General features: G+C 46.7%; 17 protein-coding genes and 2 tRNA genes. 5 read left to right on the top strand and 14 right to left on the bottom strand.

Annotation, left to right across the window (positions count from 1 at the left end):
- Positions 1–7: 7 nt before the first annotated feature.
- The 8 genes from BLU47_RS01465 to rsmI all read right to left on the bottom strand — a co-directional run bounded on the left by BLU47_RS01465 (position 8) and on the right by rsmI (position 13,073).
- Positions 8–2,500: a M6 family metalloprotease domain-containing protein gene (locus BLU47_RS01465; RefSeq protein ID WP_091957442.1), complete on the bottom strand. Its 2,493-nt coding sequence runs from the start codon at positions 2,498–2,500 to the stop codon at positions 8–10.
- A 298-nt stretch (positions 2,501–2,798) separates the two neighbouring features.
- Entirely contained in the window at positions 2,799–3,950 is a 1,152-nt protein-coding gene (locus tag BLU47_RS01470) for a fimbrillin family protein (protein WP_091957443.1), read from the bottom strand.
- A 5-nt stretch (positions 3,951–3,955) separates the two neighbouring features.
- Positions 3,956–5,566 (bottom strand): C10 family peptidase, encoded by a 1,611-nt coding sequence (locus BLU47_RS01475; protein WP_091957444.1) that lies wholly within the window; start codon positions 5,564–5,566, stop codon positions 3,956–3,958.
- An 86-nt stretch (positions 5,567–5,652) separates the two neighbouring features.
- Positions 5,653–6,582 carry a Calx-beta domain-containing protein gene (locus tag BLU47_RS01480; protein WP_091957446.1) on the bottom strand — a complete coding sequence of 310 codons (930 nt, stop codon included), beginning with the start codon at positions 6,580–6,582 and terminating at the stop codon, positions 5,653–5,655.
- 36 nt (positions 6,583–6,618) lie between these two features.
- Entirely contained in the window at positions 6,619–8,148 is a 1,530-nt protein-coding gene (locus BLU47_RS01485) for a RagB/SusD family nutrient uptake outer membrane protein (RefSeq protein WP_255402041.1), read from the bottom strand.
- A 25-nt stretch (positions 8,149–8,173) separates the two neighbouring features.
- Positions 8,174–11,155: a SusC/RagA family TonB-linked outer membrane protein gene (locus tag BLU47_RS01490; RefSeq protein WP_091957449.1), complete on the bottom strand. Its 2,982-nt coding sequence runs from the start codon at positions 11,153–11,155 to the stop codon at positions 8,174–8,176.
- 383 nt (positions 11,156–11,538) lie between these two features.
- Positions 11,539–12,390 (bottom strand): Cbp1 family collagen-binding glycoprotein adhesin, encoded by an 852-nt coding sequence (locus tag BLU47_RS01495; protein ID WP_091957450.1) that lies wholly within the window; start codon positions 12,388–12,390, stop codon positions 11,539–11,541.
- An 11-nt stretch (positions 12,391–12,401) separates the two neighbouring features.
- A complete protein-coding gene (rsmI, locus tag BLU47_RS01500) occupies positions 12,402–13,073 on the bottom strand; it encodes a 16S rRNA (cytidine(1402)-2'-O)-methyltransferase (protein ID WP_091957452.1) in 672 nt (223 codons plus the stop codon).
- A gap of 72 nt (positions 13,074–13,145) precedes the next feature.
- Between rsmI and BLU47_RS01505 the strand changes: the two genes are divergently transcribed.
- Positions 13,146–13,745 carry a thymidine kinase gene (locus BLU47_RS01505; protein ID WP_091957453.1) on the top strand — a complete coding sequence of 200 codons (600 nt, stop codon included), beginning with the start codon at positions 13,146–13,148 and terminating at the stop codon, positions 13,743–13,745.
- Positions 13,746–13,840: 95 nt separating this feature from the next.
- Positions 13,841–13,913: transfer RNA gene (locus tag BLU47_RS01510), tRNA-Lys, on the top strand.
- Positions 13,914–13,942: 29 nt separating this feature from the next.
- Here BLU47_RS01510 and BLU47_RS01515 read toward each other — a convergent pair.
- Genes BLU47_RS01515 through BLU47_RS01535 form a run of 5 tightly spaced genes read right to left on the bottom strand, consistent with a single transcriptional unit; the run spans position 13,943 to position 17,802 of the window.
- Positions 13,943–15,172: an FtsX-like permease family protein gene (locus BLU47_RS01515; RefSeq protein WP_091957454.1), complete on the bottom strand. Its 1,230-nt coding sequence runs from the start codon at positions 15,170–15,172 to the stop codon at positions 13,943–13,945.
- The gene (gene rbfA, locus BLU47_RS01520) at positions 15,169–15,504 is read right to left on the bottom strand and encodes a 30S ribosome-binding factor RbfA (protein ID WP_091957456.1); all 336 of its coding nucleotides are present in this window, start codon (positions 15,502–15,504) and stop codon (positions 15,169–15,171) included. The genes BLU47_RS01515 and rbfA overlap by 4 nt, the downstream gene beginning before the upstream one ends.
- A gap of 15 nt (positions 15,505–15,519) precedes the next feature.
- Positions 15,520–16,275, bottom strand: a complete 756-nt coding sequence (locus BLU47_RS01525) for an FKBP-type peptidyl-prolyl cis-trans isomerase (RefSeq protein WP_091957457.1) — start codon at positions 16,273–16,275, stop codon at positions 15,520–15,522.
- On the bottom strand, positions 16,275–17,156 hold the full coding sequence (locus tag BLU47_RS01530; protein ID WP_091957458.1) for an FKBP-type peptidyl-prolyl cis-trans isomerase: 882 nt from the start codon (positions 17,154–17,156) through the stop codon (positions 16,275–16,277). The genes BLU47_RS01525 and BLU47_RS01530 overlap by 1 nt, the downstream gene beginning before the upstream one ends.
- Before the next feature lie 40 nt (positions 17,157–17,196).
- Entirely contained in the window at positions 17,197–17,802 is a 606-nt protein-coding gene (locus tag BLU47_RS01535) for an FKBP-type peptidyl-prolyl cis-trans isomerase (RefSeq protein ID WP_091957460.1), read from the bottom strand.
- Positions 17,803–17,914: 112 nt separating this feature from the next.
- Here BLU47_RS01535 and BLU47_RS01540 point away from each other — a divergent pair, with 112 nt between their 5' ends.
- Positions 17,915–18,607 carry an SIR2 family NAD-dependent protein deacylase gene (locus BLU47_RS01540; protein WP_091957462.1) on the top strand — a complete coding sequence of 231 codons (693 nt, stop codon included), beginning with the start codon at positions 17,915–17,917 and terminating at the stop codon, positions 18,605–18,607.
- Here BLU47_RS01540 and BLU47_RS01545 read toward each other — a convergent pair.
- Positions 18,599–20,170 (bottom strand): S41 family peptidase, encoded by a 1,572-nt coding sequence (locus BLU47_RS01545; RefSeq protein WP_091957464.1) that lies wholly within the window; start codon positions 20,168–20,170, stop codon positions 18,599–18,601. The two genes, BLU47_RS01540 and BLU47_RS01545, sit on opposite strands and share 9 nt — an antisense overlap.
- Positions 20,171–20,296: 126 nt before the next feature.
- Here BLU47_RS01545 and BLU47_RS01550 point away from each other — a divergent pair.
- A tRNA-Asn gene (locus BLU47_RS01550) sits at positions 20,297–20,370 on the top strand.
- Positions 20,371–20,572: 202 nt separating this feature from the next.
- On the top strand, positions 20,573–21,124 hold a 552-nt coding region (locus tag BLU47_RS01555; protein ID WP_091957465.1), incomplete at its 3' end, for a Crp/Fnr family transcriptional regulator.

A 21,124-nucleotide genomic window follows, 5' to 3' on the forward strand; every position in this document is an offset into this window, starting at 1 on the left:
GCTCATTTTATCTTACGATTATTTTCTTTACATCGTTGCCCTGCTTGCGGATGAGCAACCCCTTCGTCTGTCCGTTCACCTCACGGCCTTGCAGATCGTAGTATCTGACATGGTCGTTATCATTTGTCTTGGTTTCGATTTCCCGGATACCCGTAGCAGTAAAGACTAACTTAGCCTCGTCGGTCCAGGGCGAATAGACATTATCATTATTCTTTGCACGAATACGGTAGAAATAGTTGACGCCAGCCTCCATATTATTAAAGGTAATGCTATTCGTCATTGTATTCAAAGGCTCCGTAGAGGGTACCCGTCTAGAGACTGCAGAAGGAGAACTGCCATCAAGTCCCAGTCTTCCTAACGTCCAGAACCCATCATAGATAGCCAGATAGTTCAAGTACATCTGGTCATAGGGATATACCATCAAGGCAAAATTATCGAGGGTAATGCCTTCTAAATAAAGAGCTTGTTTGGCATTGCCTGACACCATGAAGTTTCTTTGAGTTCCTGGAGTATAATTGCTTACATTCTTTTTTCTTTGATATACCTGGAAATGCCCGCTGACGTCATCTTCTACTTCCTCTGCCCCCATGACTACCGTAATGCTTTTCGTGGAGGGTGCCGTCATGTCTGGCGTTAAAACATAACTGTCATAATTCGAAGTACCCACCAGCAAACCCTTGGGCGAAGTGAACAGTTTCTGTCCTTTCCAGTCATTCAATCCATACGAAGCCAGATTCTCACTGATATCAATAATTCCTGTCCTAGACGTCTTACAACCGCTAAAATCACACTCTAGCAGTCGAGCCTGCGCAATATCAGCGTCCTTTATCCGCATGAACTCGACCTCATAGCCTGTAGCTCCGTCCACCGCAGGCCACGTAAGGGTTAAAGTATTCTCTGTAGTCTGCGTCGTGGAATTATTCACATCAGGCTTGGCAAGTTGTTGTCCACACGCATCGAACGAGATTGTCATGGCCTGCTCATCCTCCATGATATGGTCGATAGCCTTGTTCATTAACTTGCTGCCGTCACTATTCACATGGAAGAGTGTTGCCGCTGGCGTCGTGAAATTAGTCAGCATCGTATTTTTACTGGCACCGGGATAAGGATCACCAGAGAGACTGTAAACATTATCATCATTATATTCGTTATCAGCAGCAACAACCCGCACGCGCTCATGCCCATTTTCTGCATTCACCTTATTCTTAGACCACACATTGGCATCATAGTCAACATGTAACACCAGCAACCCGTGACCATACAATCCCTGGTCGAAACCTACAGGCTGACGGTTCTCCAACAAGTAATACTCGCCATTAATACCTTTTTCCTTGGCATCGTTGTATATCACATAAGCCTCCGCTTTTTGAGTCAGCGGTTTCATATTCGTCACCGTGACAGGAGCATTCAACTCCACAGGCGTCAACCATCTGGAGAACCAGCGCTCATACGAGGTATAGCCGGCAGGAACACAGGAATCATCGTTATAACTACCCAGGCACATCACATCCCAACGGCTCGTTCCGTAGTTGTCTCCCTCATCTGATGTGTCATACATATCGGGCAATCCCATGCAATGCGAGAACTCATGGCAAGCCGTACCGATACCATCCAAGATTCCAGGATTGTCATTACCGTCACCTCTCAACTCAGAAGAGCAAGCATACTGGTCTATCTTTACATTGTCGTATCTACGAGCTTTCTCACTATTAGCACTTAAATACCACTCATGGGGCCATATCGTGTTTTCATCAGCACCCTGAGACTGTGCATAGCCGGCATAGATGACAAACACCTGGTCAACATTCCCGTCCTTATCCCAGTCGTATTTCGAGAAGTCTACTCCTGCGGCTTCAGCAGCATCTATTGCCTCACCCACCATCTCTGCGGGACGCAAGTCATTATTTATAATCTTACCGCTGTTATCCTTCTCAGGTTCACCATAGTAAGCCATTTTTTTGCTCAGCGTATAAGGTCCGTACACATCGAAATCGATGGTCAGCTGGTCGTAACTCTGCTCTTTGAAATAGTCACGCACAGAGCCTTTCATACCCGCATTGCTATAACCTACCTGATTAAAAAAGTTAGTAAAGGTCGTATTAGGGTTGTTCGTGACAAACTTCACATCCTGAAACTGCACAAGAAGAACCAGGCCGCGATGATTTCCCGTTGTCACTGAGGAAGGAACACCCACACGACGAGAAGCACGGTTAGCGAGCATCTCCTCGTCAAAACGCAGACGTTGCTGTTTGTTGGCAGTCCACACCTCGCGCACCTCCTCCTTCGTCATCTCCTGGAATCGGCCATTTACCACCTGACCCAACCTGCCCTGTGCATCCGCATAATACGTGAAATGCTCATCGCCCTTGAGCGTCATCTCAACTGTAGTGCCATTAGCCAAGGTTACCTTCTTCTTCAATCCTGGCTTAGCAGGAACGGCCCATATCGCTGTGCTCACCAGCATCAGAGCCACCAACGTCATAATCTGTTTTCTATTCATATCACATGTAGTCTTTTGTGCAAAGATACAACTTTATTCCGAAAGCGCCATACTTTTAATCAAGAAAAACAATAAGGTACGCTTATCATCCAATAAGGGCAGGTTATTTGACAATAAGGCAGGGTTATTTGACAATAAGGGCAGGTTATTGCCAAATACTCTTGGAGTAAAAAAAATTTCTTTCGGAGTATTTTGATTTCTATTCGGAGTATTGGGAGCTGCGCTTTTCATAATAAAAGAAGCAGGGTAAGAATGAAAATCCTTCCCTGCTTTCTGAAAACAATAAGTCAGAAAATTATTATTCGTACTGACTTATATCTACAGCTTGAATACCCTTAAGATTTCTTAGCTCGAACCCTATACTGTTCCATGTCTCTGTAAAAACGGCATGAGTACCATCCGTCTCGTAGATGTGAGAGGCACCGTTTGTATAGGTCTCGCCATTATTACCATCCCATTTTACAGTACCGAAGACATTATCACCCAATATAAAGAAGGAAGACAATTCACCTTTTCCTTGATGAGTCAACTTTAGGATAGCATGTCCTTCCAAAGCACCAACCTCATCACTCTCTTCATTCATCGAGACAGACGTTGTTTGGTCAGGAATAAACTCCAAGCCGTTGTCAGTTAATACCAAATGGAAAAGATACATGAATCCTATCCTCATCTCAACCTCAGGCAGCGTGCTCGTATATTCTTTTCCGTCAATAACCGCTTTCAAATAAGCCTTGGTAACCTTCGTATTAAAAGGCAATGGAATTACCCACAAACGAGGAACATCCGTTTTCCAGCCAGTTTTCTCAATGGTTTTATCGAAGGCAGAGGACACCTCCCCCTTTTCTTTTCCTGCCACCTTTCCGTTTTCGACACTCATCACACCCTTTGTATAGATAGAGTCACCATAAAGCGTCAGTTTCTGGAGTTTACCTGCACCCGTATATCCATCCTTTGCAATGTTAAATGAAGCCAAAGACAAGGCATGCTTCATTTTCAGTTTTGCCGTATTGGTGGTGTAAGTCACTGGAACATAGCTACCAGAATACAGGATGTCTTCCTGTTTGGTAACGTCAATATTCAGTTTGCCAGGAGTACTTGCAAAATCACTTGCATAGGGATAAAGTGCATAGATAAACGCATTCTTGACTTTTGTCTGGTCAAGGAACACGTCTGGGGTCAGACTCCATGCGCTACCGTTATATTGTGCCTTGATGTTCTTGACAATATCATCTGCAGCAGAGGAACCATAGGTCTTTGCCCATACATTCATCTGATCACCATTAGCATAAACTTTCTTGGCCACGGCACGTGTCTCTATTTCAGTCACAATGGCAACTTTCACGTCAGTTGTTGGCGGCGGAACGGGAGTTGTGCCACCACCGTCACTGCTATCACCACTACATGCTGTTACCAACAACAAAATTGACCATAAAAAAATATAGTTCTTCATATCGTTCAGTTCTTGATAGTTAATGAAAGAGACTCTGTAGGACTTTGGAGATTCAGTACATTCTCTCCATCAGACAACTCACTACGACTAAACTCCAATCGAGGCAAAGGCGACAAATCTCCGCTCTTGATAATGTGGCCATCGTTACCCTTTAACGTAAAACTTACGTTATTCTTCGTATTCAAGGTGAACATCTTGGTTGTACGATCATATTGAAGCGATGTCGCAGTAGCCAAGTCGCGCACCTCTGTCACATTGACCACAAAACCTTGCGTCAATTCACTAGTAGCATCCTTCACGGTTATCTCAATTGTATACGACCTATTCTTAACAAGTACCTCTGTCGACTTAAGAAGTCCGTTCTCATAGGTAAACGGAACTTTCTGATACTGGCCTGACGACTTGCTGTACGTGCCATGAACTGCTATATTCATATCACTCGTCACATCCTTGCCGTTAACAGTTATTTTACCAACCACAGAGCCAATAGGCAAGCCTTCTTCTATCTCCTCGTTGCTCAAATCGATACTACGTAGCGATTGATTGCCAGCATCAACACCTATCACGATAATATGCGACGTGTCATAGAAGGAACTTCCATATCCTAGGCCATCAAGCGAAAAGAAGCCATTGCCATTTCCTCTCCATCCCCAGTTACAATGGAACAAGCCATCTGTATTATATCCATCGACATTGAACGCATGTCCAGAACTACGCTTTGAGTCGAGTCCATTATAGATAACGGCTCGTCCTGCATTCAGCTCATTTTTTATCAACTGAGCCCAATTGCCACTATAAGTATCGCGTCTTACCTGACGGACTGTATTGGGATATTTGAAAGTCTTGGTCAATGCAGTAACAATACGACCCAACTGACTCATCGGAACGCCTGAGCCATCCTCGCCATAGTCCATCTCGACTGCCACACCAGCATGCGACAACAAGCGGGCAACCTCATCGTAATTATTAGCACCACTCATAATCTGCGTCCAGTTGTAGGCCTTCTGCTCATCATAATTTATACTGATGTTACCATAGTTGGCAGAACGATAAGACTTACTTCCTACAGGACGGTCAGGATATTGCTGCACACTCATGGCTTGGGACATGGCAACAGCCACACAGCCTACGAGAGCCGTTCCCATAGGACAATATTTGTTATAGGGCTCACTCTGGTCCCAATTCACCTTAATCAGCGGATCAACGCTTTCTCCATCCGCCATAATCATCATCTCAGGCTGGTCCCATTTAGCATTCTTCAGGGTAGTATGTTTGGCAATATACTTCACCTCCTGGGCAAATTCGCCCATGATGCCTTTCATATTGTCAGGCATATTATCATACGACAGTTGTCCTGTTCTGGAATAACCAATAATCGGTTTTGCCGTATCATCGCCAGAAATAATCATCCATCCGGAAGGATAGAAATTAACGATATAATAAGAAGCGCTGCCAGTACCAACAGTTTCCATGCTTTTCATGGAAATGTCGCGCTGGGTCATCGATGTAAAGTATGCAACGGCATACTGCTGTGCGCGCTCTTTGGTAACGGGGGCTGCCCATACCACTAGCGCAAAGATCATCGATAGCACTGTTAGATAAAATCTTTTCTTCATTTTTATTATTAATAGGTTGTTATAAAGGAGAAAGGGGGGCAGACTTCAAAGAGCCTACCTCCCTTGTTTTTATGATTGGATGAAGATTAACGAGTCATCTTGATAATCTTGTACAATCCGTAACGATAACCTGTGGGGTCTCCTGCAGGATATGTGTACAGACGCTCACCAATCAGCGGAGCATCCTCAAACGTAATAACGGAGAAATCATCATTCCATGTTCCCCATAGAACAGTTTCTTCATTAATCCAACCACTACCAGCTTTATAGCCACAAAGTGCGAGGTAGTGCGGACCAATGCCATTAAAGTTGTAAGCAGCGAAGAAAGAAGACGGTAGCATAAAGCCTACACGACCCTTACCAGAGGCCTTGTCAAATTCATACAAGAACTCAACTTCACCTTCTTCCTGATTGAAACCAGACAGGTATAGCATCTCGTTATAGCCCTCTTCTCCTTCATCGTAACCACTGATACTTACACTCCATGTAGCAGGAGTACCTGTAGTACCGTCGGTTCCAGCCTCAGCATACTCCAGTTTCCAAGTACCCATCATCTTCTCATAGAACTCAGAGTCATTGTCCTTCAGAGTAATCAACGTTGAAGCATTCGATGAGCTAATCGTTGCACCCTTAGCGTCTACAATGGTCATAGTGAATGTACGATTATCATTGATGTCCATATCATCAATGGTACGCAGTTCTATTTTTCCCTGAGTTGCATCAGCAGGAATCACAATAGTCTTAGAGGTAATGATATAATGAATATCGTCCATTGCAGGATTCTCACCGGTTTCCTTAACCTGAACGGTTACTTGCACATTGCCATTGCGCTCACCTGTAACGGTGATGGGCACATATACAGGAGTGCTGGATCCCTTATTCTCTTTCCATGTAATTTCCTGATTAGCCATTGAAACTACAGCGTCACCACTTCCGTTCCAGCCATCATCATCGCTTGAACAAGCAGCAAAGGCTACTGTGGCCATCATCAGCATGAATATCTTAAAGTATTTCATATTTCTAATGTTTTGTCATTAATGTTCATTTCTCTTTTAGTATCCAGCATTCTGCTGACCCTTGATGTTGGGGTTTGCATCAATCTCTGCTGTAGGAATAGGCCATGTAAAACGATGGTCATCAGCAAGATAAGTCATGTCTGCACCAGCCTTCACAATCTTAGCATTCAGGTTGGGATTCTCAGCATGGTTTGGATTACGCTTGAAGCCAATGCCATAACGACGGAGGTCGCCCATACGGAATCCCTCACCGATAAGCTCTTTCAGACGCTCGCTGCGGATAGTCTCAACAAGTGCTGATCCACTCAGCGACTTAGCAGAATATCCTTCGATACGCTTTTCACGAAGTCCGTTCAGATAAGAATTTGCCTTTGCTTCGTCATTCGAAGCAGCAGCAGCCTCAGCAGCAATCAGATAAACCTCGCTCAAGCGGATAGCCTTAGCCATGTTGCGCAGGTTGTTGGCAGCAGTAGTGCGAAGAGCGGCATTACCAGGGAATTTGCAGAATGCATAGCAAGGAACGGTCTCACCCTCAATCTCCATCTTGGCATATACCTTAAAGAAAGCATCGAAACGCACATCACCATCACCATACAAATTAAGCATGTCTGTGGTAGGAATATAGTCAGCAAATGTCTCTGCATCGTTCAGGAAGTTGGTACCAATAGAACCGGGCAACTCTTCCTTGCTGGCAAACGGACGGAAAATGATTTCCGAACCCTTGTCGTCTGTCCACATGGCAGCATAGTCAGCAATCTCCGTCAATGAATATTTGCCTGAGTTGATAACCTGCTCAGCCTTGCTCAGTGCTGTCGCATAGTCTTTCTTCTGCAAAGCCACACGAGCCTGAACGGCTAATACGGCATAAGACGAGAGATAAGGAGCCTCAGCAGCAACCTGAGAGGCATCAATAGCCTCATAGGCAGAAATAGCCTGATAGGCAGCATTCAGGTCACTTTCAATCTGATCGTAAGTCTGCTTCAGTGTGCTACGTCCAGGATAGGTGCTAACATCACCGCTAGGAGCGTAAACCAGCTGCAGGGGCATGCCAAGAGCTGCAGTTTCAGCATTTGCAGACGTATAGGCAGGACTGAAGTGGTCGACCAGATAGAAATAGCAGAATGCGCGGAGGAAGTAGCCCTCACCCTGATAGCGCTTCAGCATAGCCAGGTCATTGTCCTTATACTCACCAGACTCTATCATCTGTTGCATCTTGGTAATACCGTAGTTGGCATTTGCGATACAACCGTAGATTCCGCCCCAGATAGTTTCCATCTCCCCCGTAGAAGGTTCAATCAGTCCATTGCTAATAATACCCTGGCGGTTACCATTACCGATAATACCATGGAAACCATCCATCTGCAACTCAGGAATGGCAAGATAGTCGCCATTTGTCAAACCGCGCAGATTGGTATAGAAGATGGTGCGGTAACGGGCAATGTCATTCATATTTTGGATGGCAATGTTCTCGTCAAGCGAGCCATAAGGAGTCTTGTCCATGTTACAGGAGGTAAACGTGAACAAAGTGCTCAGCGCCAACATCAATGAAAAATATATTTTCTTCATATTCATATAATCTTATCTCTGTTAATTAAAATGTTAATTCCATACCGAGAACAAACTGACGTGTGTTGGGGTAGTTGAACTTTACAAGGTTGGTGTCTGGCTCTGGGTCATAGCCACGATACTTGGTAATGGTAAAGAGGTTACGAGCAGTACCATAAACACGAGCGCCCTTGAGTACACGAGTGTAATCCATCCACTTCTTGGGGAAGTCATACTGGATGGTCAAGTTCTTCATACGCAGGAATGACGCATTCTCCAACAGGTGATCATCAAACTGGACAGCCTCACCATAAGCAGGAATATCAGTAACATCACCAGGCTTAGTCCAGATACCCAACATATTGGTTGTCTGGTTGTAAGAAGTACCCATGTTGGCATTCTCTACGAAATAGTTATCATTGCTCAGCATATATTTCTTAGCCTGCCATGAGAAATCGGCACGAACGGTCAAGCCCTTATACTGGAAACTGGTACCGAAACCACCACTGATAGGTGCATAACGTTGCTTGCCTGTGAATACAGCATCGCGCTCCTCATTGTAAACCTTTGTCAGGTTACCATCCTTGTCATACCACATGGGCTTACCGTCACGTGAGTCAACACCGGCATAACGAACATAGTAGAACTCACCGTAAGGCTTACCTACCTGCAACTTCAGACCAGTTCCTGCCATAACATATTCATCACGTCCGGCAAACAGCTCGGTAATCTCGTTCTTGTTGTAGTTGAAATTAGCCTTGAAGTCCCAGTTGATATCCTTAGTCTTGAGGATGTTAACTCTTACATCGATATCAATACCCTTATTAGTCATGGCACCGATGTTACCCATACCACTAGCATAACCAGTTGTATAAGAATAAGGAATATCCATCAACATATCGGTAGTCTTCTTACGATAGTAGTCTACGTCAACTGTTACACGATCAAACAAACCAAATGTCAAGCCAATGTTCGTAGCGGCTACCTTCTCCCAAGTCAACTCATTGTTGCTTGGCTGAGAAATACCCAATGAAGAAACACCGTTATAGAGAGAACCCGTACCAAACAAACCTAAGTAGTCGTAGCTTCCTGCACCTGATGCGTTACCGGTTGTACCATAGCTGGCACGCAACTCCAGCGCATCAAGCCACTTCACATCCTTGAGGAACTGCTCTTTCTTGGCATTCCACATGGCACCGATAGACCAGAAAGTAGCCCAACGGTTGTCGGGAGCGAACTTAGAGCTACCATCTGTACGCAGAGAGAGGTCAAGATAATATCTCTCAGCATAGTTATAGCTTGCAGTACCGAACCAAGAGTTGAACACCTGCTCGTAGCGAGAGTCTGACAAGTTGGAGATAGCAACGGTATTACCATCAGTCAGACGCATCTGACGCTCGTCAGTATGACCAGTAGAATAAGCACCGAAGCTGCGGTTCTTGGTAATGATAGTCTCCTGACCGCCTAATACAGAGAAGAAGTGATCAGCAATATTACGCTTGTATTCTACTGTGTTGGTATAAGTGAAAGAATAGTAACGCTGGAAACTATCCTGGCTGGTACCAGAGCCCTTAGAAACTGTCTGTCCCATAGGAGTCTTGAATTCAGCATAGGGGAAGCGGACGTGTGACAAAGTATAGTCATAACCGTCCAAAGCCTGCTGCAAGCGAATGGTCAAGCCTGCCAGCGGGGTAATCTGCTCGTAAGTGTTGACATTAACCGTAACAGTCTTACGCTTAGTATCACCCTTTGAATTATCGAACCAAGGGGTATTGATACTGCTGTAATACAGTCTTTGAGCAGGATCTCCCCAAACAATGGTACCATTGTCAATCTTATAATAGTTAGGAGCATCGTAAGGCAGAGCCATACGGGCAAATACCATTGGGTTGGTCAGATAGATGTCTGAATCTGAGATGTTACGGTTGCTCTCATAAGAGTTAACACCCAGGTTGGTCTGAACACCTAACTTCAACCAAGGAGTAATACGAGAATCGATATTGGCACGCAGAGCCTCGCGCTTCATGCCCGACTGCTCAATAATACCATCCTGCTTGTGGTGGTTGGCTGAGATATAGTATGAAGTATTGTCACTACCACCGCTAACTGTAGCCTCCAACGTATAGGTAGGAGCACTCTTGTCAAGAATCTCGTCACGCCAGTTGGTGCTGATTCCGTACTTATCAACAAGTTCACGAATACCAGCTGATACCGGCTGACCAATCTTGTCACGGAACTCAACATACTGTTTGGCATCCATCATGTCCAAACCGTCTCCTACAGGTGAAGAAATACCATACTGGGCACGCAGTGAGATGTTGGCTTTCTCGTTCAACTTACCCTTCTTTGAGGTAATCACGATAACACCATTGGCAGCACGAGAACCATAGATAGCGGTTGATGCAGCATCCTTCAATACGGTGATGCTGGCAATGTCGGCAGGGTTCAGCGTGTTAAACAGCGTTGAAGTGATAGGAGCACCATCCAGAATGAACAGCGGGGTGTTAGACGAGTTAATTGAGTTAACACCACGCAAACGGATTGTGGCAGCCTGCGTAGGATCACCAGATGAAGAAAGAACTGACAAACCTGCAACCTGACCGGCCAAAGCATCGGTAAAGTTAGGAGTGGTAGACTTCTCCAAAGTAGCATTACCTACCTTCTTGACAGCACCAACGATAGAGCCAAGTTTCTTTGCAGAACCATAACCCATAACTACGACTTCATCCAAAGCCTTCTGGTCGCTGGTCAACAAGATACGCATGTTAGGACGGGCACTCACTTCCAGAGGCTCCATACCAACATAAGTAATACGAAGATTCTTTTTACCTTCAGGCAATGTCAACTCGAAACGACCATTTGCGTCGGTTACAGTACCGACATTCGTTCCCACTACTATAATAGTAGCACCGATAACGGGCTGACCGTCATCCTGGGAAGTCACAGAGCCTGTCACTTTTGTCTGGGCCAATGCCGTTCCTACCATGAGGAAGAGCGCGGCCAAAAACATCATTAGTCTTTTTTCCATAAACACTCTCTTGTTATTATTATATAAATATTAAAAAATTGTCACACTATAAAATGGCGGTCTCCGCGCAGGAGGTACACTATAACCCCAATTTGGAATTTCCGTGCAAAGGTAATGCATTCCTTTGTATTAGACAAATAAAAATTATAAAAATTGCACATTTATACTCAATTTTTTAACTTTCTCCGCATTAATATACCAAAATGATGTGATTTTTGCCCAAAAAACTTTCAATTCGTTAAAAAGTATATTTTTTACACCCAATAAAGCACGCTGATATATAATATATAATGTACGCGCGCATACCTAATTTAAAATAAATTATTAGGGCAGGAATCTCAACGATTTCCTGCCCTAATATTTTAACATCTAATCTGAAGGGGTTACTTCACGAGAACCACCAGATACTTGCTGGCAGACCAGAAAAGCTGGGGATTGGTGATGCGAAGGATGTACTGTTTGTTGGCATCCTGTGTCAAGGTGTAGGCTGAGGCGGGATGGGAGGTCAGCAACTTAGCAGAGCGGCTATAAAGGCGTATCTCCTTATCGACACGGATATCTATCTTGGTGAAATACTCACGATTGAAATTGGCCTCAAGTACCTTGCCGTCATCGTAGATACGCTGTTCGCGCAACTCTTTCTTCGTGCCGAAGACGAACCAGGCGGTATTGAGCTGCTTGTCCTGCGACGTAATGGTCTGTGTCTTCTGAGACGATTCTTCCTTCAGGGCTGTCACATTGTTGTTGAGGGTGGTCACCTCTTCGTGCAACTCGTTAATCTGAATATCCTTGGCCTGTAATTCGGCTTGCAGCTCTTTAACCTGAGCATCTTTCTCCTCCATCTGACGTGTGAGGTTCTCGATGGTACGGCGCAACTGGTCTGCATTCACCGAGCTCTGGCGCAACTGGTTACGCAGTTTGTTAATCAGTTCGCGGTTCTGCTGCATGGTCTGCTGAATAAACCGCATGTTCTCACGAATGCGTTCTGACGACGAGGAACCTTCCTCCATGCGGGCGAGAGTGACACGTTCTTCAGCCTCGTTGATAGCACGGAATCCATCCACGACATCATTCATCGTTGACATCATGTCGTTAATCTCACCGTCTTTCTGGGCAATGATACGGTTCAGCGAGTCACGCTGTTGTACCAGAGCCAGGTCCTGTGCGTTCTCACTTTTCTGTTTACAGGCTGTCAGCGCCAAGAGGCCGAGAGCCACTAACACAATTTTCTTCATAGCTTATCTTTTTATTTCTTTCCTTCTACTACGATAACAAACTCTCCACGAGGCTCATGTTCAGTAAAATGGGCAATAACCTCCTGTAGCGTACCGCGTACACTCTCCTCATGGACCTTGGAAATCTCACGGCAAGCGCTGACCTGACGGTCTGGTCCGAACACCTCGCTAAATTGCTGAAGCGTCTTCAGCACACGATAGGGCGACTCATAGAACACCATGGTACGCTCCTCGTCACGGAGTGACTCTATCTTCGACTGGCGACCTTTCTTCTGAGGAAGGAAGCCCTCGAAACAGAAACGGTCACAGGGTAGTCCACTGGACACCAAGGCTGGCACGAAAGCGGTTGCACCAGGCAGTGTCTGAACCTCAATACCTGCACGGACAGCCTCACGCACGAGGAAGAAGCCGGGATCGGAGATGCCTGGCGTGCCGGCATCACTGACAAGCGCTATGGTCTGACCTGCCTGCAAGCGCTCGACAATAGCGGTACTGGTGCCATGTTCATTGAACTTATGGTGTGACATGAGGTGTTGCTGAATCTTGAAATGCTTCAGCAGAATGCCCGAAGTACGGGTGTCTTCAGCCAACACGAGGTCGGCTTCTTTCAGAATACGGATGGCACGAAGTGTCATGTCTTCCATATTACCCACAGGGGTTGGTACAATATATAATATGCCCATAATTTCTGCAAAGATAGAAAATAATTTTGAAATGTAGATGATGTATTATGAATTATTTGCTATCTTTGCAGCATGATTACATTTCCATCATCGGGCGAAACACGTCGCCCAGGCAGAATAGAAGTTGTGTGCGGCTCGATGTTCTCAGGCAAGACGGAGGAGTTGATACGCCGTCTGCGCCGTGCTCAGTTTGCCAAGCAGCACGTAGAAATTTTCAAGCCAGCCATTGACACGCGCTACAGCGACGAAGAGGTGGTCAGCCACGACCATAACGCCATCCCGTCGACTCCCATAGACTCGTCTGCAAGCATTCTGCTGCTGAGCAGCGACATCGACGTAGTTGGCATCGACGAGGCACAGTTCTTTGACGACGGACTGGTCAGTGTGTGCAACGAGTTGGCTAATCGCGGAGTACGCGTCATCATTGCCGGTCTGGATATGGACTACAAGGGTGTGCCCTTCGGTCCCATGCCTGCCTTATGCGCTATTGCTGACGACGTGACGAAGGTACATGCCATCTGCGTAAAGTGTGGCTCACTGGCTTATGTCAGTCATCGTACCGTTGCCAACGATAAGCGTGTGCTGCTGGGTGAAACACAGGAATATGAGCCATTATGCCGTGACTGTTACCAGAAGGTAATGGCTGAGGAACAGGCGAAACAAGGGGTATAAAATGGCAAAAAAGCAAAAAACATGGAAATAAATTTGGCTAATCCAAAATTTATATGTAATTTTGCACCCGCTTTCGTAATGGACGCGTGAGCACTGATCCGCTAGCTCAGTTGGTAGAGCACAACACTTTTAATGTTGGGGTCTTGGGTTCGAGCCCCAAGCGGATCACAAAAAGAGAGGTCGTAAAGACCTCTTTTTTATTTCAACAAGCGTTTGGCAAAATAGCGGACGGGATACCAGACACTCAGGTATCCGACAGCAATGACGGTGAAGAAAATTAGGACGATATCCCAAGGATGCACGCTGACTGGATAAGCATCAACGACAAAAGAACCCTCGCTGCTGCCCAGGCGTACAAGTCCAAACTGCTGTTGCAACCAACATAGCAACAAACCAATAAAGATGCCGACGACAGCTCCAATGGTGGATATCATCCGACCTTCAAACAGAAAGATACGGGTTATCTGATGTTCATTGGCTCCAAGATTGCGCAGAGTTACCACATCGTTGCGCTTGTCGATAATCAACATGGATAAAGAGCCAATGATATTAAAACATGCAATAACCAGGATAAAGGTAAGGAAAACATAGGCGATCAGTTTCTCTACCTCCATGATACGGAAAGTGTCGTCCTGCTGCTCGTAGCGGTCAAGGACATGAAACTGATTGCCGGCAATCTGCTGCATCTGCTGCTTGACACGGTCGAAGTCGCTTCCTGGCTTCAGGCGCAACTCCAACGAGGTAAGCTGTCCTTCGGCATCGAAGAGATGCCGGGTAAAAGCGATGGAAGTCAGGATATAGCTTCGATCGTACTTGCCTTGTTTCATGCAAAAGACGACACCAGGCGAATAGAGCTCATCAACGACAAAGCCGTCTGTGGGGTTGGTCATGTCCAACTGACCTTTACGACGAGGGGCGAATATCCTTAACGGCTCTTCATAGGTGTAGCCCAATCCTAACTGGAAAGCCACGCCCAGACCAGGAATGCCATAAGACATATCGGCAGCATGCAGTTCGAATTCGCCATTGCCTTCCAGGATTTCGCTTATGTGTGTCAGCTGGTTAAAGTTGTCTTCAACTCCCTTGACCTTTACCATCATCTGGCGATCTCCATAGACAGCCATTGCCTGATCCTCCAGGCACTCGGTAGCAACCTCCACCTCAGGCAACTGACGTATCTTCATGAGCAACGGGTCATCGGCTGATGCGGTCTTTCCCTTGACGGGTGTCACCTTCAGCTGCGGATCCATCTGTGTAAAGAACGATGCTACCAAATCATGGAATCCGTTGAACACGCTCAGCGTTACCACCAGTGCCATTGTGGCAACAGCGACACCCACCATCGAAATGCCACTGATGACATTGATGGCGTGAGTCGACTTCTTGGAAAAGAGGTAACGACGGGCTATGTAGAACGGGAAATTCATTTCTTCAGAAGTTCATCAATACGCTCGATGTAGTCCAGCGAGTCGTCAATGAAGAAGCGCAGTTCTGGGATGATACGCAACTGATAACGGACACGGGTACCCAGTTCGTAGCGTATCTGCTTCTCGTTCTTGGTAATGTTCTTTATCATTTCCTCACCTCGCTCTGATGGGAAAATGCTCAGATAGGCGGTGCAGACACTCAGGTCGGGCGATATCTTCGTACGTGTCACACTGACCATCACGCCGTGCATCGAACGGGTCTGCTCCTGGAAGATGAGACTCAGCTCTTTCTGGAGCAGACGCGCGATTTTATTCTGTCTTGTTTCTTGCATATCTTATTTCACTTATCACTTTTCACTCTTCTTCTCCTCGATGCCTAACACCTCGACATCGAAAACGAGGGTGCTGTAGGCAGGAATCATGCCAGATGGACGTGATCCATAGCCTAACTCCTGAGGAATATAGAGTTGCCACTTAGAACCTACAGGCATCATGGTAAGTGCCTCTGTCCAGCCCTTGATGACCTGAGAGGGGGCGAAGGTAGCAGGTTGACCGCCATGCTTGTCGGTAGAGTCGAAGACTGTGCCGTCAATCAGTCGGCCTTCATACTTTACTTTCACACGGTCATCAGCCTTGGCAACAGGCCCGTTACCTTGCTTCAACACCTTATACTGCAGTCCGCTGGGTAGCACAACAACACCTTCCTTCTTGGCATTCTCATCGAGGAATGCCTTGCCGGCAGCCTTGGCTTTCTCCTCTTTCGCCTTGTGAATAGCTGCCACACGGTCGTTGAGGAATTTCTCGGCAGGTCGCGACTTGAAGAGCGTCGTGTCGCCCATCAACGCATCAAACAAACCCTGATAGGCCATGCGCATCTGCAGCGAATCAGGTGTGTCTTTTACTTGCTCTGCGAGTCCACCGAGGAAACGCTCACGAACAATTTCTGCCAGTACATAGCCTGCAGTATAACTCAGAGAGTCGCTGGCCGTAACCAACTGAATGGAAGGCTTTACCGGCTCTTTCTTGTTTTTCTTAGCCTCTATAGTAGACAAAGAAGCACCCGCCACCAGAAGGGCGAGTGCTACTATGATGTTCTTTTTCATTATTTCTTAGGATCTACTTCCAACAGCTCAATCTTGAAGATCAGCATAGAGAAAGGCTTGATGTCAGCACCCTGCTGGCGCTCACCATAAGCCAACTCCTGAGGAATATATACCTCCCAGATAGAACCGGCAGGCATGTGTGTCAGAGCCTCAGTCCAACCCTTGATAACCTGGTTGGCACGGAAGTCAGCAGGCTCACCGCGCTTGTAAGAGCTATCGAATACTTTGCCGTCGAGTGTCTTACCCTCGTAGTGAACACGTACGCGAGAGGTATCCTTAGGCAGAGCACCGTTACCCTCCTTGAGGACCTTGTACTGCACACCACCCTCGAGCACCTTAACTCCCTCAGCCTTGGCATTCTTGGCAAGGAAGTCCTCACCGGCCTTCTTGTTAGGACCGAACTCCTTCTCCATGTTCTTGGCCTTGATAGTACGCATCATCTCCTGAGCAACCTGCTGGGCAGAGTCAACAGTCATCAGACCACCCTTGCCTACAGTACCGGCAATGAAGCCAGCCATGAAGTTCTTCAGTGAGATAGTCTTGGTAGAATCCTCACCAAACAGTTCGTGGTTGATACCCTTTACCATCTGGTTTGAGATCTGCTGACCAATCTGGATACCAGCATAGTAGGCAGCCTTCTTCTTGTCGTCGCCAGCGTTGGCACCTTCGTTCAGACCTTTGATGAACTCGTCCATATAAGCGGTGTCTACACCCAGACGACCTACGAGATAATCTTTGAGACCCTGAGTCTGAGCCATACCGATAGCATAGCTGACGGTATCAACATCGCTCTTCAGGCTAGCCTTAGGAGCACCATTGCCGCATGAATACATCATGACGGCAGCAACAGCTGCAATAGCAGCAAATGTAAACTTTTTCATTTCTATTATTAATTTTATTGTGTTATTACGTTTTCTAGTCTTACATGACCTGAAGCAGTTCTACGTCGAATATCAACGCAGCAAAGGGAGGAATAGAACTGCCTGCGCCACCCTCGCCATAAGCCAGACGATAGGGGATGAAGAAGCGATACTTGGCCCCCTCCTGCATCAACTGCAGACCTTCGGTCCAGCCAGCGATAACCTGCTGAAGTCCGAATACTGCGGGCTCACCGCGCTGAACACTGCTATCAAACACGGTGCCATCGATGAGGAATCCCTCGTAGTGGCACTTCACGGAATCCTTGGCTGAAGGCTTCTTGCCATTGCCTTCCTTCAGCACCTGATACTGCAGACCGCTGGGCAGGGTGACAATGCCTTCCTTCTTCGCGTTCTCGGCCAAGTACTTCTCACCAGCCTCCTTATGAGCCTTGCCAGCCTCCTGGCGCTGCTGGCTAATCTTCTTCTCCTGTTCAGCGAAGAAGTCCTGAACTATCTGTTGAGCCTCACTGCTCTTAATCTTCAATTCCTTTCCGCCCAGAACATCTTTTACCGCCTGAGCGAAATCATCGATATTCAGCTCCTGACCACCCATGTTTGCCAACTGATGACCAATGCCAATACCCAATGCATAACTAACTTTATCCATGTTTTACACCTTAATTTTTTATAAATCGGCTGCAAAATTACATATAATTTTTGGTTTTGATGCGATAATTCGTGAAAAATTAGTATTTTTGTGCATTCTTAATAATTATCTTATGAAAAAGATTGTCGTATTAACCGGTGCAGGCATGTCTGCAGAAAGTGGTCTGAAGACCTTCCGCGATGCCGATGGACTATGGGAAGAGTATCCCGTACAAAAGGTAGCCACCCATGAGGGATGGCTTAATGATCCTACTTTGGTAACTCAGTTCTACAACATGCTTCGAAAGAAGTGTTGGAACGTCAAGCCTAACGAAGGACACAAACTCGTGGCAGAGCTGGAAAAGAAATACAAGGTGACCGTGGTAACACAGAACGTTGACAACCTGCACGAGCAGGCTGGTTCAACCAAAGTTATCCATCTGCACGGAGAACTGATGAAGGTATGTTCCAGCAACGACCCTGATGATCCTCGCTACCAACAGACGCTTACTGAGGAGACCTGTGAGATTGAGCCTGGCACAAAAGCTGCCGACGGCTCACTGCTTCGTCCGTTTATCGTCTTCTTCGGTGAGGCTGTTCCCATGATTAGCGCCGCTGCTGAGGAATGTCAGGATGCTGACATCTTTATTATCATCGGCACATCGCTGAACGTCTATCCAGCCGCAGGTCTGATTAACTATGTACGACCTGGCGTACCTGTCTATGTCATCGACCCCAAACCTATCAGTGCTGGTGGACGCAACATCACACAGATACAGAAAGGTGCTGGCGAGGGAATGCGTGAACTGACTACCCTTTTAGGGTAGTTTGTTCAGCACCTTCTGGTATTCGCCCTCAGTGTTTAGGATACGTTCCGCCTCGCGGATTGCCTTATCAGTACGCAGCCCCACTTGTACTTGGCCTGCCTGGTATTCGTAGGCCGATACGATGTCCTGCTCCAATACTTGCACTATCTCATCACGGCGCAAGTCAAGGTCGCGCGCCACATCGTGATGGTCTATCTTATGCTTGAGCGCCTCAAACTCTGAGCGAGCCTCATCGTAATAACCTTCGAACTTAGCCGTCTTGACCAGTTCCTCAAACTGTTTCTTGCTGATCTGGTCGTAGGTAAAGCCTGCCTTGATGACGCGCTGTTTGAAATCAGCATAGTCTGCATCTGACAAGTGAAAGTCCTTGGCAGGCCCTATCGCAGGGTGCTTGCCAATATACTCTGTCACATAGTCGAACATAACCTCCGTGGAGTCCAAGCGGTCCAGATAGAGTGTGATGTTAGCCATCGTGTCAGGCTTTACCTCTATATCCGGTTTGATGCCTTCTTCCATCGTGATACCACGGCCACTGGGCAAGAAGTAGCGCGACGTGGTCAGTTTCAGGTTAGCATTGAAGGGCAGGTCTACATTAGGCACCTGCACCAATCCCTTACCATATGTACGCGTACCTATTATTATTCCACGCTTCAAGTCTTGGAGTGCGCCACTCGTTATCTCTGAAGCCGAGGCGGTCTCCTGGTTTACCAGCACCACAATGGGCATCACAGTGTCAATGGGCTCCAATCTCGTCTTATATTCTGAGTTGGCACGCTTCATCTTTCCCTTGGTCTCAACAATCTTTACACCCTTCGGAACCCACATATTCAGGATGTCCACACACTCTGACAGCGAACCTCCACCATTGCCGCGCAAATCGAGAACCAGTTTCGTAGCCCCCTGTTTCTTCAAATCCAGGAAAGCCAGACGCATAGCCTTAGCCGGCTCACCGGTAAACGTGTTCAGATTGATATACCCTACCCCATTGGGACGCATCCCGTAATAGGTTATCTCTGGCATCTTAATGCTCTCACGGGTAATCTTGAAATTCATCTTCTTACCCGTTGACGGACGCAGAATCTTCAGGACAAAGGTCGTACCAGCCTCGCCTCTCAAATGACTACTTACATATCCAGTCTGCTTATCGGTCATCAAGGTATCGTCAATCTGAAGGATAATATCTCCCTTTCGCAACCCTGCCTTGGCAGCAGGCATGCCTTCATACGGTTCGTCAATGACTACTCGCTTTAACTTCTGGTGGTAGCGTATCAGTGCACCAATACCGGCATACTTACCAGTCAGCATTGTTTTCAAGTCCTTTTGCCGCTCCTCGGGATAATACTCCGTATAGCGGTCCAACGAGCGCAGCATAGCGTCAATACCTGTCGTCACCACCTTGTTGGCATCAAGTGTGTCAACATACATCAAGTCGAGATTCTTGTACAGCGTATTGAAAATCTCGAGATTCTTTGCCACCTCCAGATTATGATTCTTTACGTCTTGTGCCTGTCCGGCAATCATCAATGCCAACAGCATTGTTGATAGGAAAATACGTCTTTTCATTACCTCTATTACTCTAATTTGGGGACAAAGGTATAAAAAAATACGCTTTTAATGAATTTTTTTAAGAAAAAGTTTGCACGTTTCAGAAAAACGTATTACCTTTGCACCCGCAAACAGCAAAACACTGCTTCAGTAGCTCAGTTGGTTAGAGCACCTGACTGTTAATCAGGGGGTCGTTGGTTCAAGCCCATCCTGAAGCGCCTTAAAAATCAAGGAGTTACGAGAAATCGCAACTCCTTTTTCTTTTTCATCTGAACAAATTTTGGTTATCCATTTACGTTTTTTTAAGTGTCAGCTCATATACTATCTTGACATTCTAAGATACCTTTGCAAGCATTTTATGGGATATCATACCACATTTTAAACAAAAATGCGTACCTTTGCACCCAAAGTAGAAAGACGATGGAACAGAAATTCGGGAAAAATAGCATTGACATCAAGGCGCTGCGCGAGTTTTGCGAGCGCGAGGGCAAGGAAGTGACTTACCGTAAGGGCGACCAACTGGAGCGTGAGGGCGACCCCGCACGATGGTTCGGCTTTGTCACCGAGGGGTGCTTCAAGTACGTAACGTATGGCATCAGCGATGACAGGGAGCACATCACCTGGTTCTCGTTCGAGGGCGAGATTGTGGCCGACTATCCCAACTGCCTCGACAGTCGTCCAGCTCAGACTACAATCGAGGCAATGGTGCCCACCCGCGTGCTCAGGGTGAGCGGCGAGCAGCTGATGGACTTTTTCTGTCAAGACGCTGAAAAGATGGAGTTGCGCAGTATCTGTGCCGAGCATGTGCTAAGGCAGCGCAATCAGTGCTACATCGACCTCCACCGCGCCACAGCCCGCGAACGCTATGAGTTGCTGCTGCAGCGTTGTCCCGGTATTGTTGAGCATCTTGCCTTGCAAGACCTCGCCTCGTTCCTCTGCATCACCCCGCAGATGCTTTCCAAAATTCGCAAA

The sequence above is a fragment of the Prevotella sp. tc2-28 genome, assembly GCF_900107705.1.
GTDB lineage: Bacteria > Bacteroidota > Bacteroidia > Bacteroidales > Bacteroidaceae > Prevotella.

Excerpts from the sequence above, each read along its gene's own strand:
- BLU47_RS01465 (WP_091957442.1), bottom strand. The coding sequence starts at position 2,500 with ATGAATAGAAAACAGATTATGACGTTGGTGGCTCTGATGCTGGTGAGC.
- BLU47_RS01470 (WP_091957443.1), bottom strand. The coding sequence starts at position 3,950 with ATGAAGAACTATATTTTTTTATGGTCAATTTTGTTGTTGGTAACAGCA.
- BLU47_RS01475 (WP_091957444.1), bottom strand. The coding sequence starts at position 5,566 with ATGAAGAAAAGATTTTATCTAACAGTGCTATCGATGATCTTTGCGCTA.
- BLU47_RS01480 (WP_091957446.1), bottom strand. The coding sequence starts at position 6,582 with ATGAAATACTTTAAGATATTCATGCTGATGATGGCCACAGTAGCCTTT.
- BLU47_RS01485 (WP_255402041.1), bottom strand. The coding sequence starts at position 8,148 with ATGAAGAAAATATATTTTTCATTGATGTTGGCGCTGAGCACTTTGTTC.
- BLU47_RS01490 (WP_091957449.1), bottom strand. The coding sequence starts at position 11,155 with ATGGAAAAAAGACTAATGATGTTTTTGGCCGCGCTCTTCCTCATGGTA.
- BLU47_RS01495 (WP_091957450.1), bottom strand. The coding sequence starts at position 12,390 with ATGAAGAAAATTGTGTTAGTGGCTCTCGGCCTCTTGGCGCTGACAGCC.
- rsmI (WP_091957452.1), bottom strand. The coding sequence starts at position 13,073 with ATGGGCATATTATATATTGTACCAACCCCTGTGGGTAATATGGAAGAC.
- BLU47_RS01505 (WP_091957453.1), top strand. The coding sequence starts at position 13,146 with ATGATTACATTTCCATCATCGGGCGAAACACGTCGCCCAGGCAGAATA.
- BLU47_RS01515 (WP_091957454.1), bottom strand. The coding sequence starts at position 15,172 with ATGAATTTCCCGTTCTACATAGCCCGTCGTTACCTCTTTTCCAAGAAG.
- rbfA (WP_091957456.1), bottom strand. The coding sequence starts at position 15,504 with ATGCAAGAAACAAGACAGAATAAAATCGCGCGTCTGCTCCAGAAAGAG.
- BLU47_RS01525 (WP_091957457.1), bottom strand. The coding sequence starts at position 16,275 with ATGAAAAAGAACATCATAGTAGCACTCGCCCTTCTGGTGGCGGGTGCT.
- BLU47_RS01530 (WP_091957458.1), bottom strand. The coding sequence starts at position 17,156 with ATGAAAAAGTTTACATTTGCTGCTATTGCAGCTGTTGCTGCCGTCATG.
- BLU47_RS01535 (WP_091957460.1), bottom strand. The coding sequence starts at position 17,802 with ATGGATAAAGTTAGTTATGCATTGGGTATTGGCATTGGTCATCAGTTG.
- BLU47_RS01540 (WP_091957462.1), top strand. The coding sequence starts at position 17,915 with ATGAAAAAGATTGTCGTATTAACCGGTGCAGGCATGTCTGCAGAAAGT.
- BLU47_RS01545 (WP_091957464.1), bottom strand. The coding sequence starts at position 20,170 with ATGAAAAGACGTATTTTCCTATCAACAATGCTGTTGGCATTGATGATT.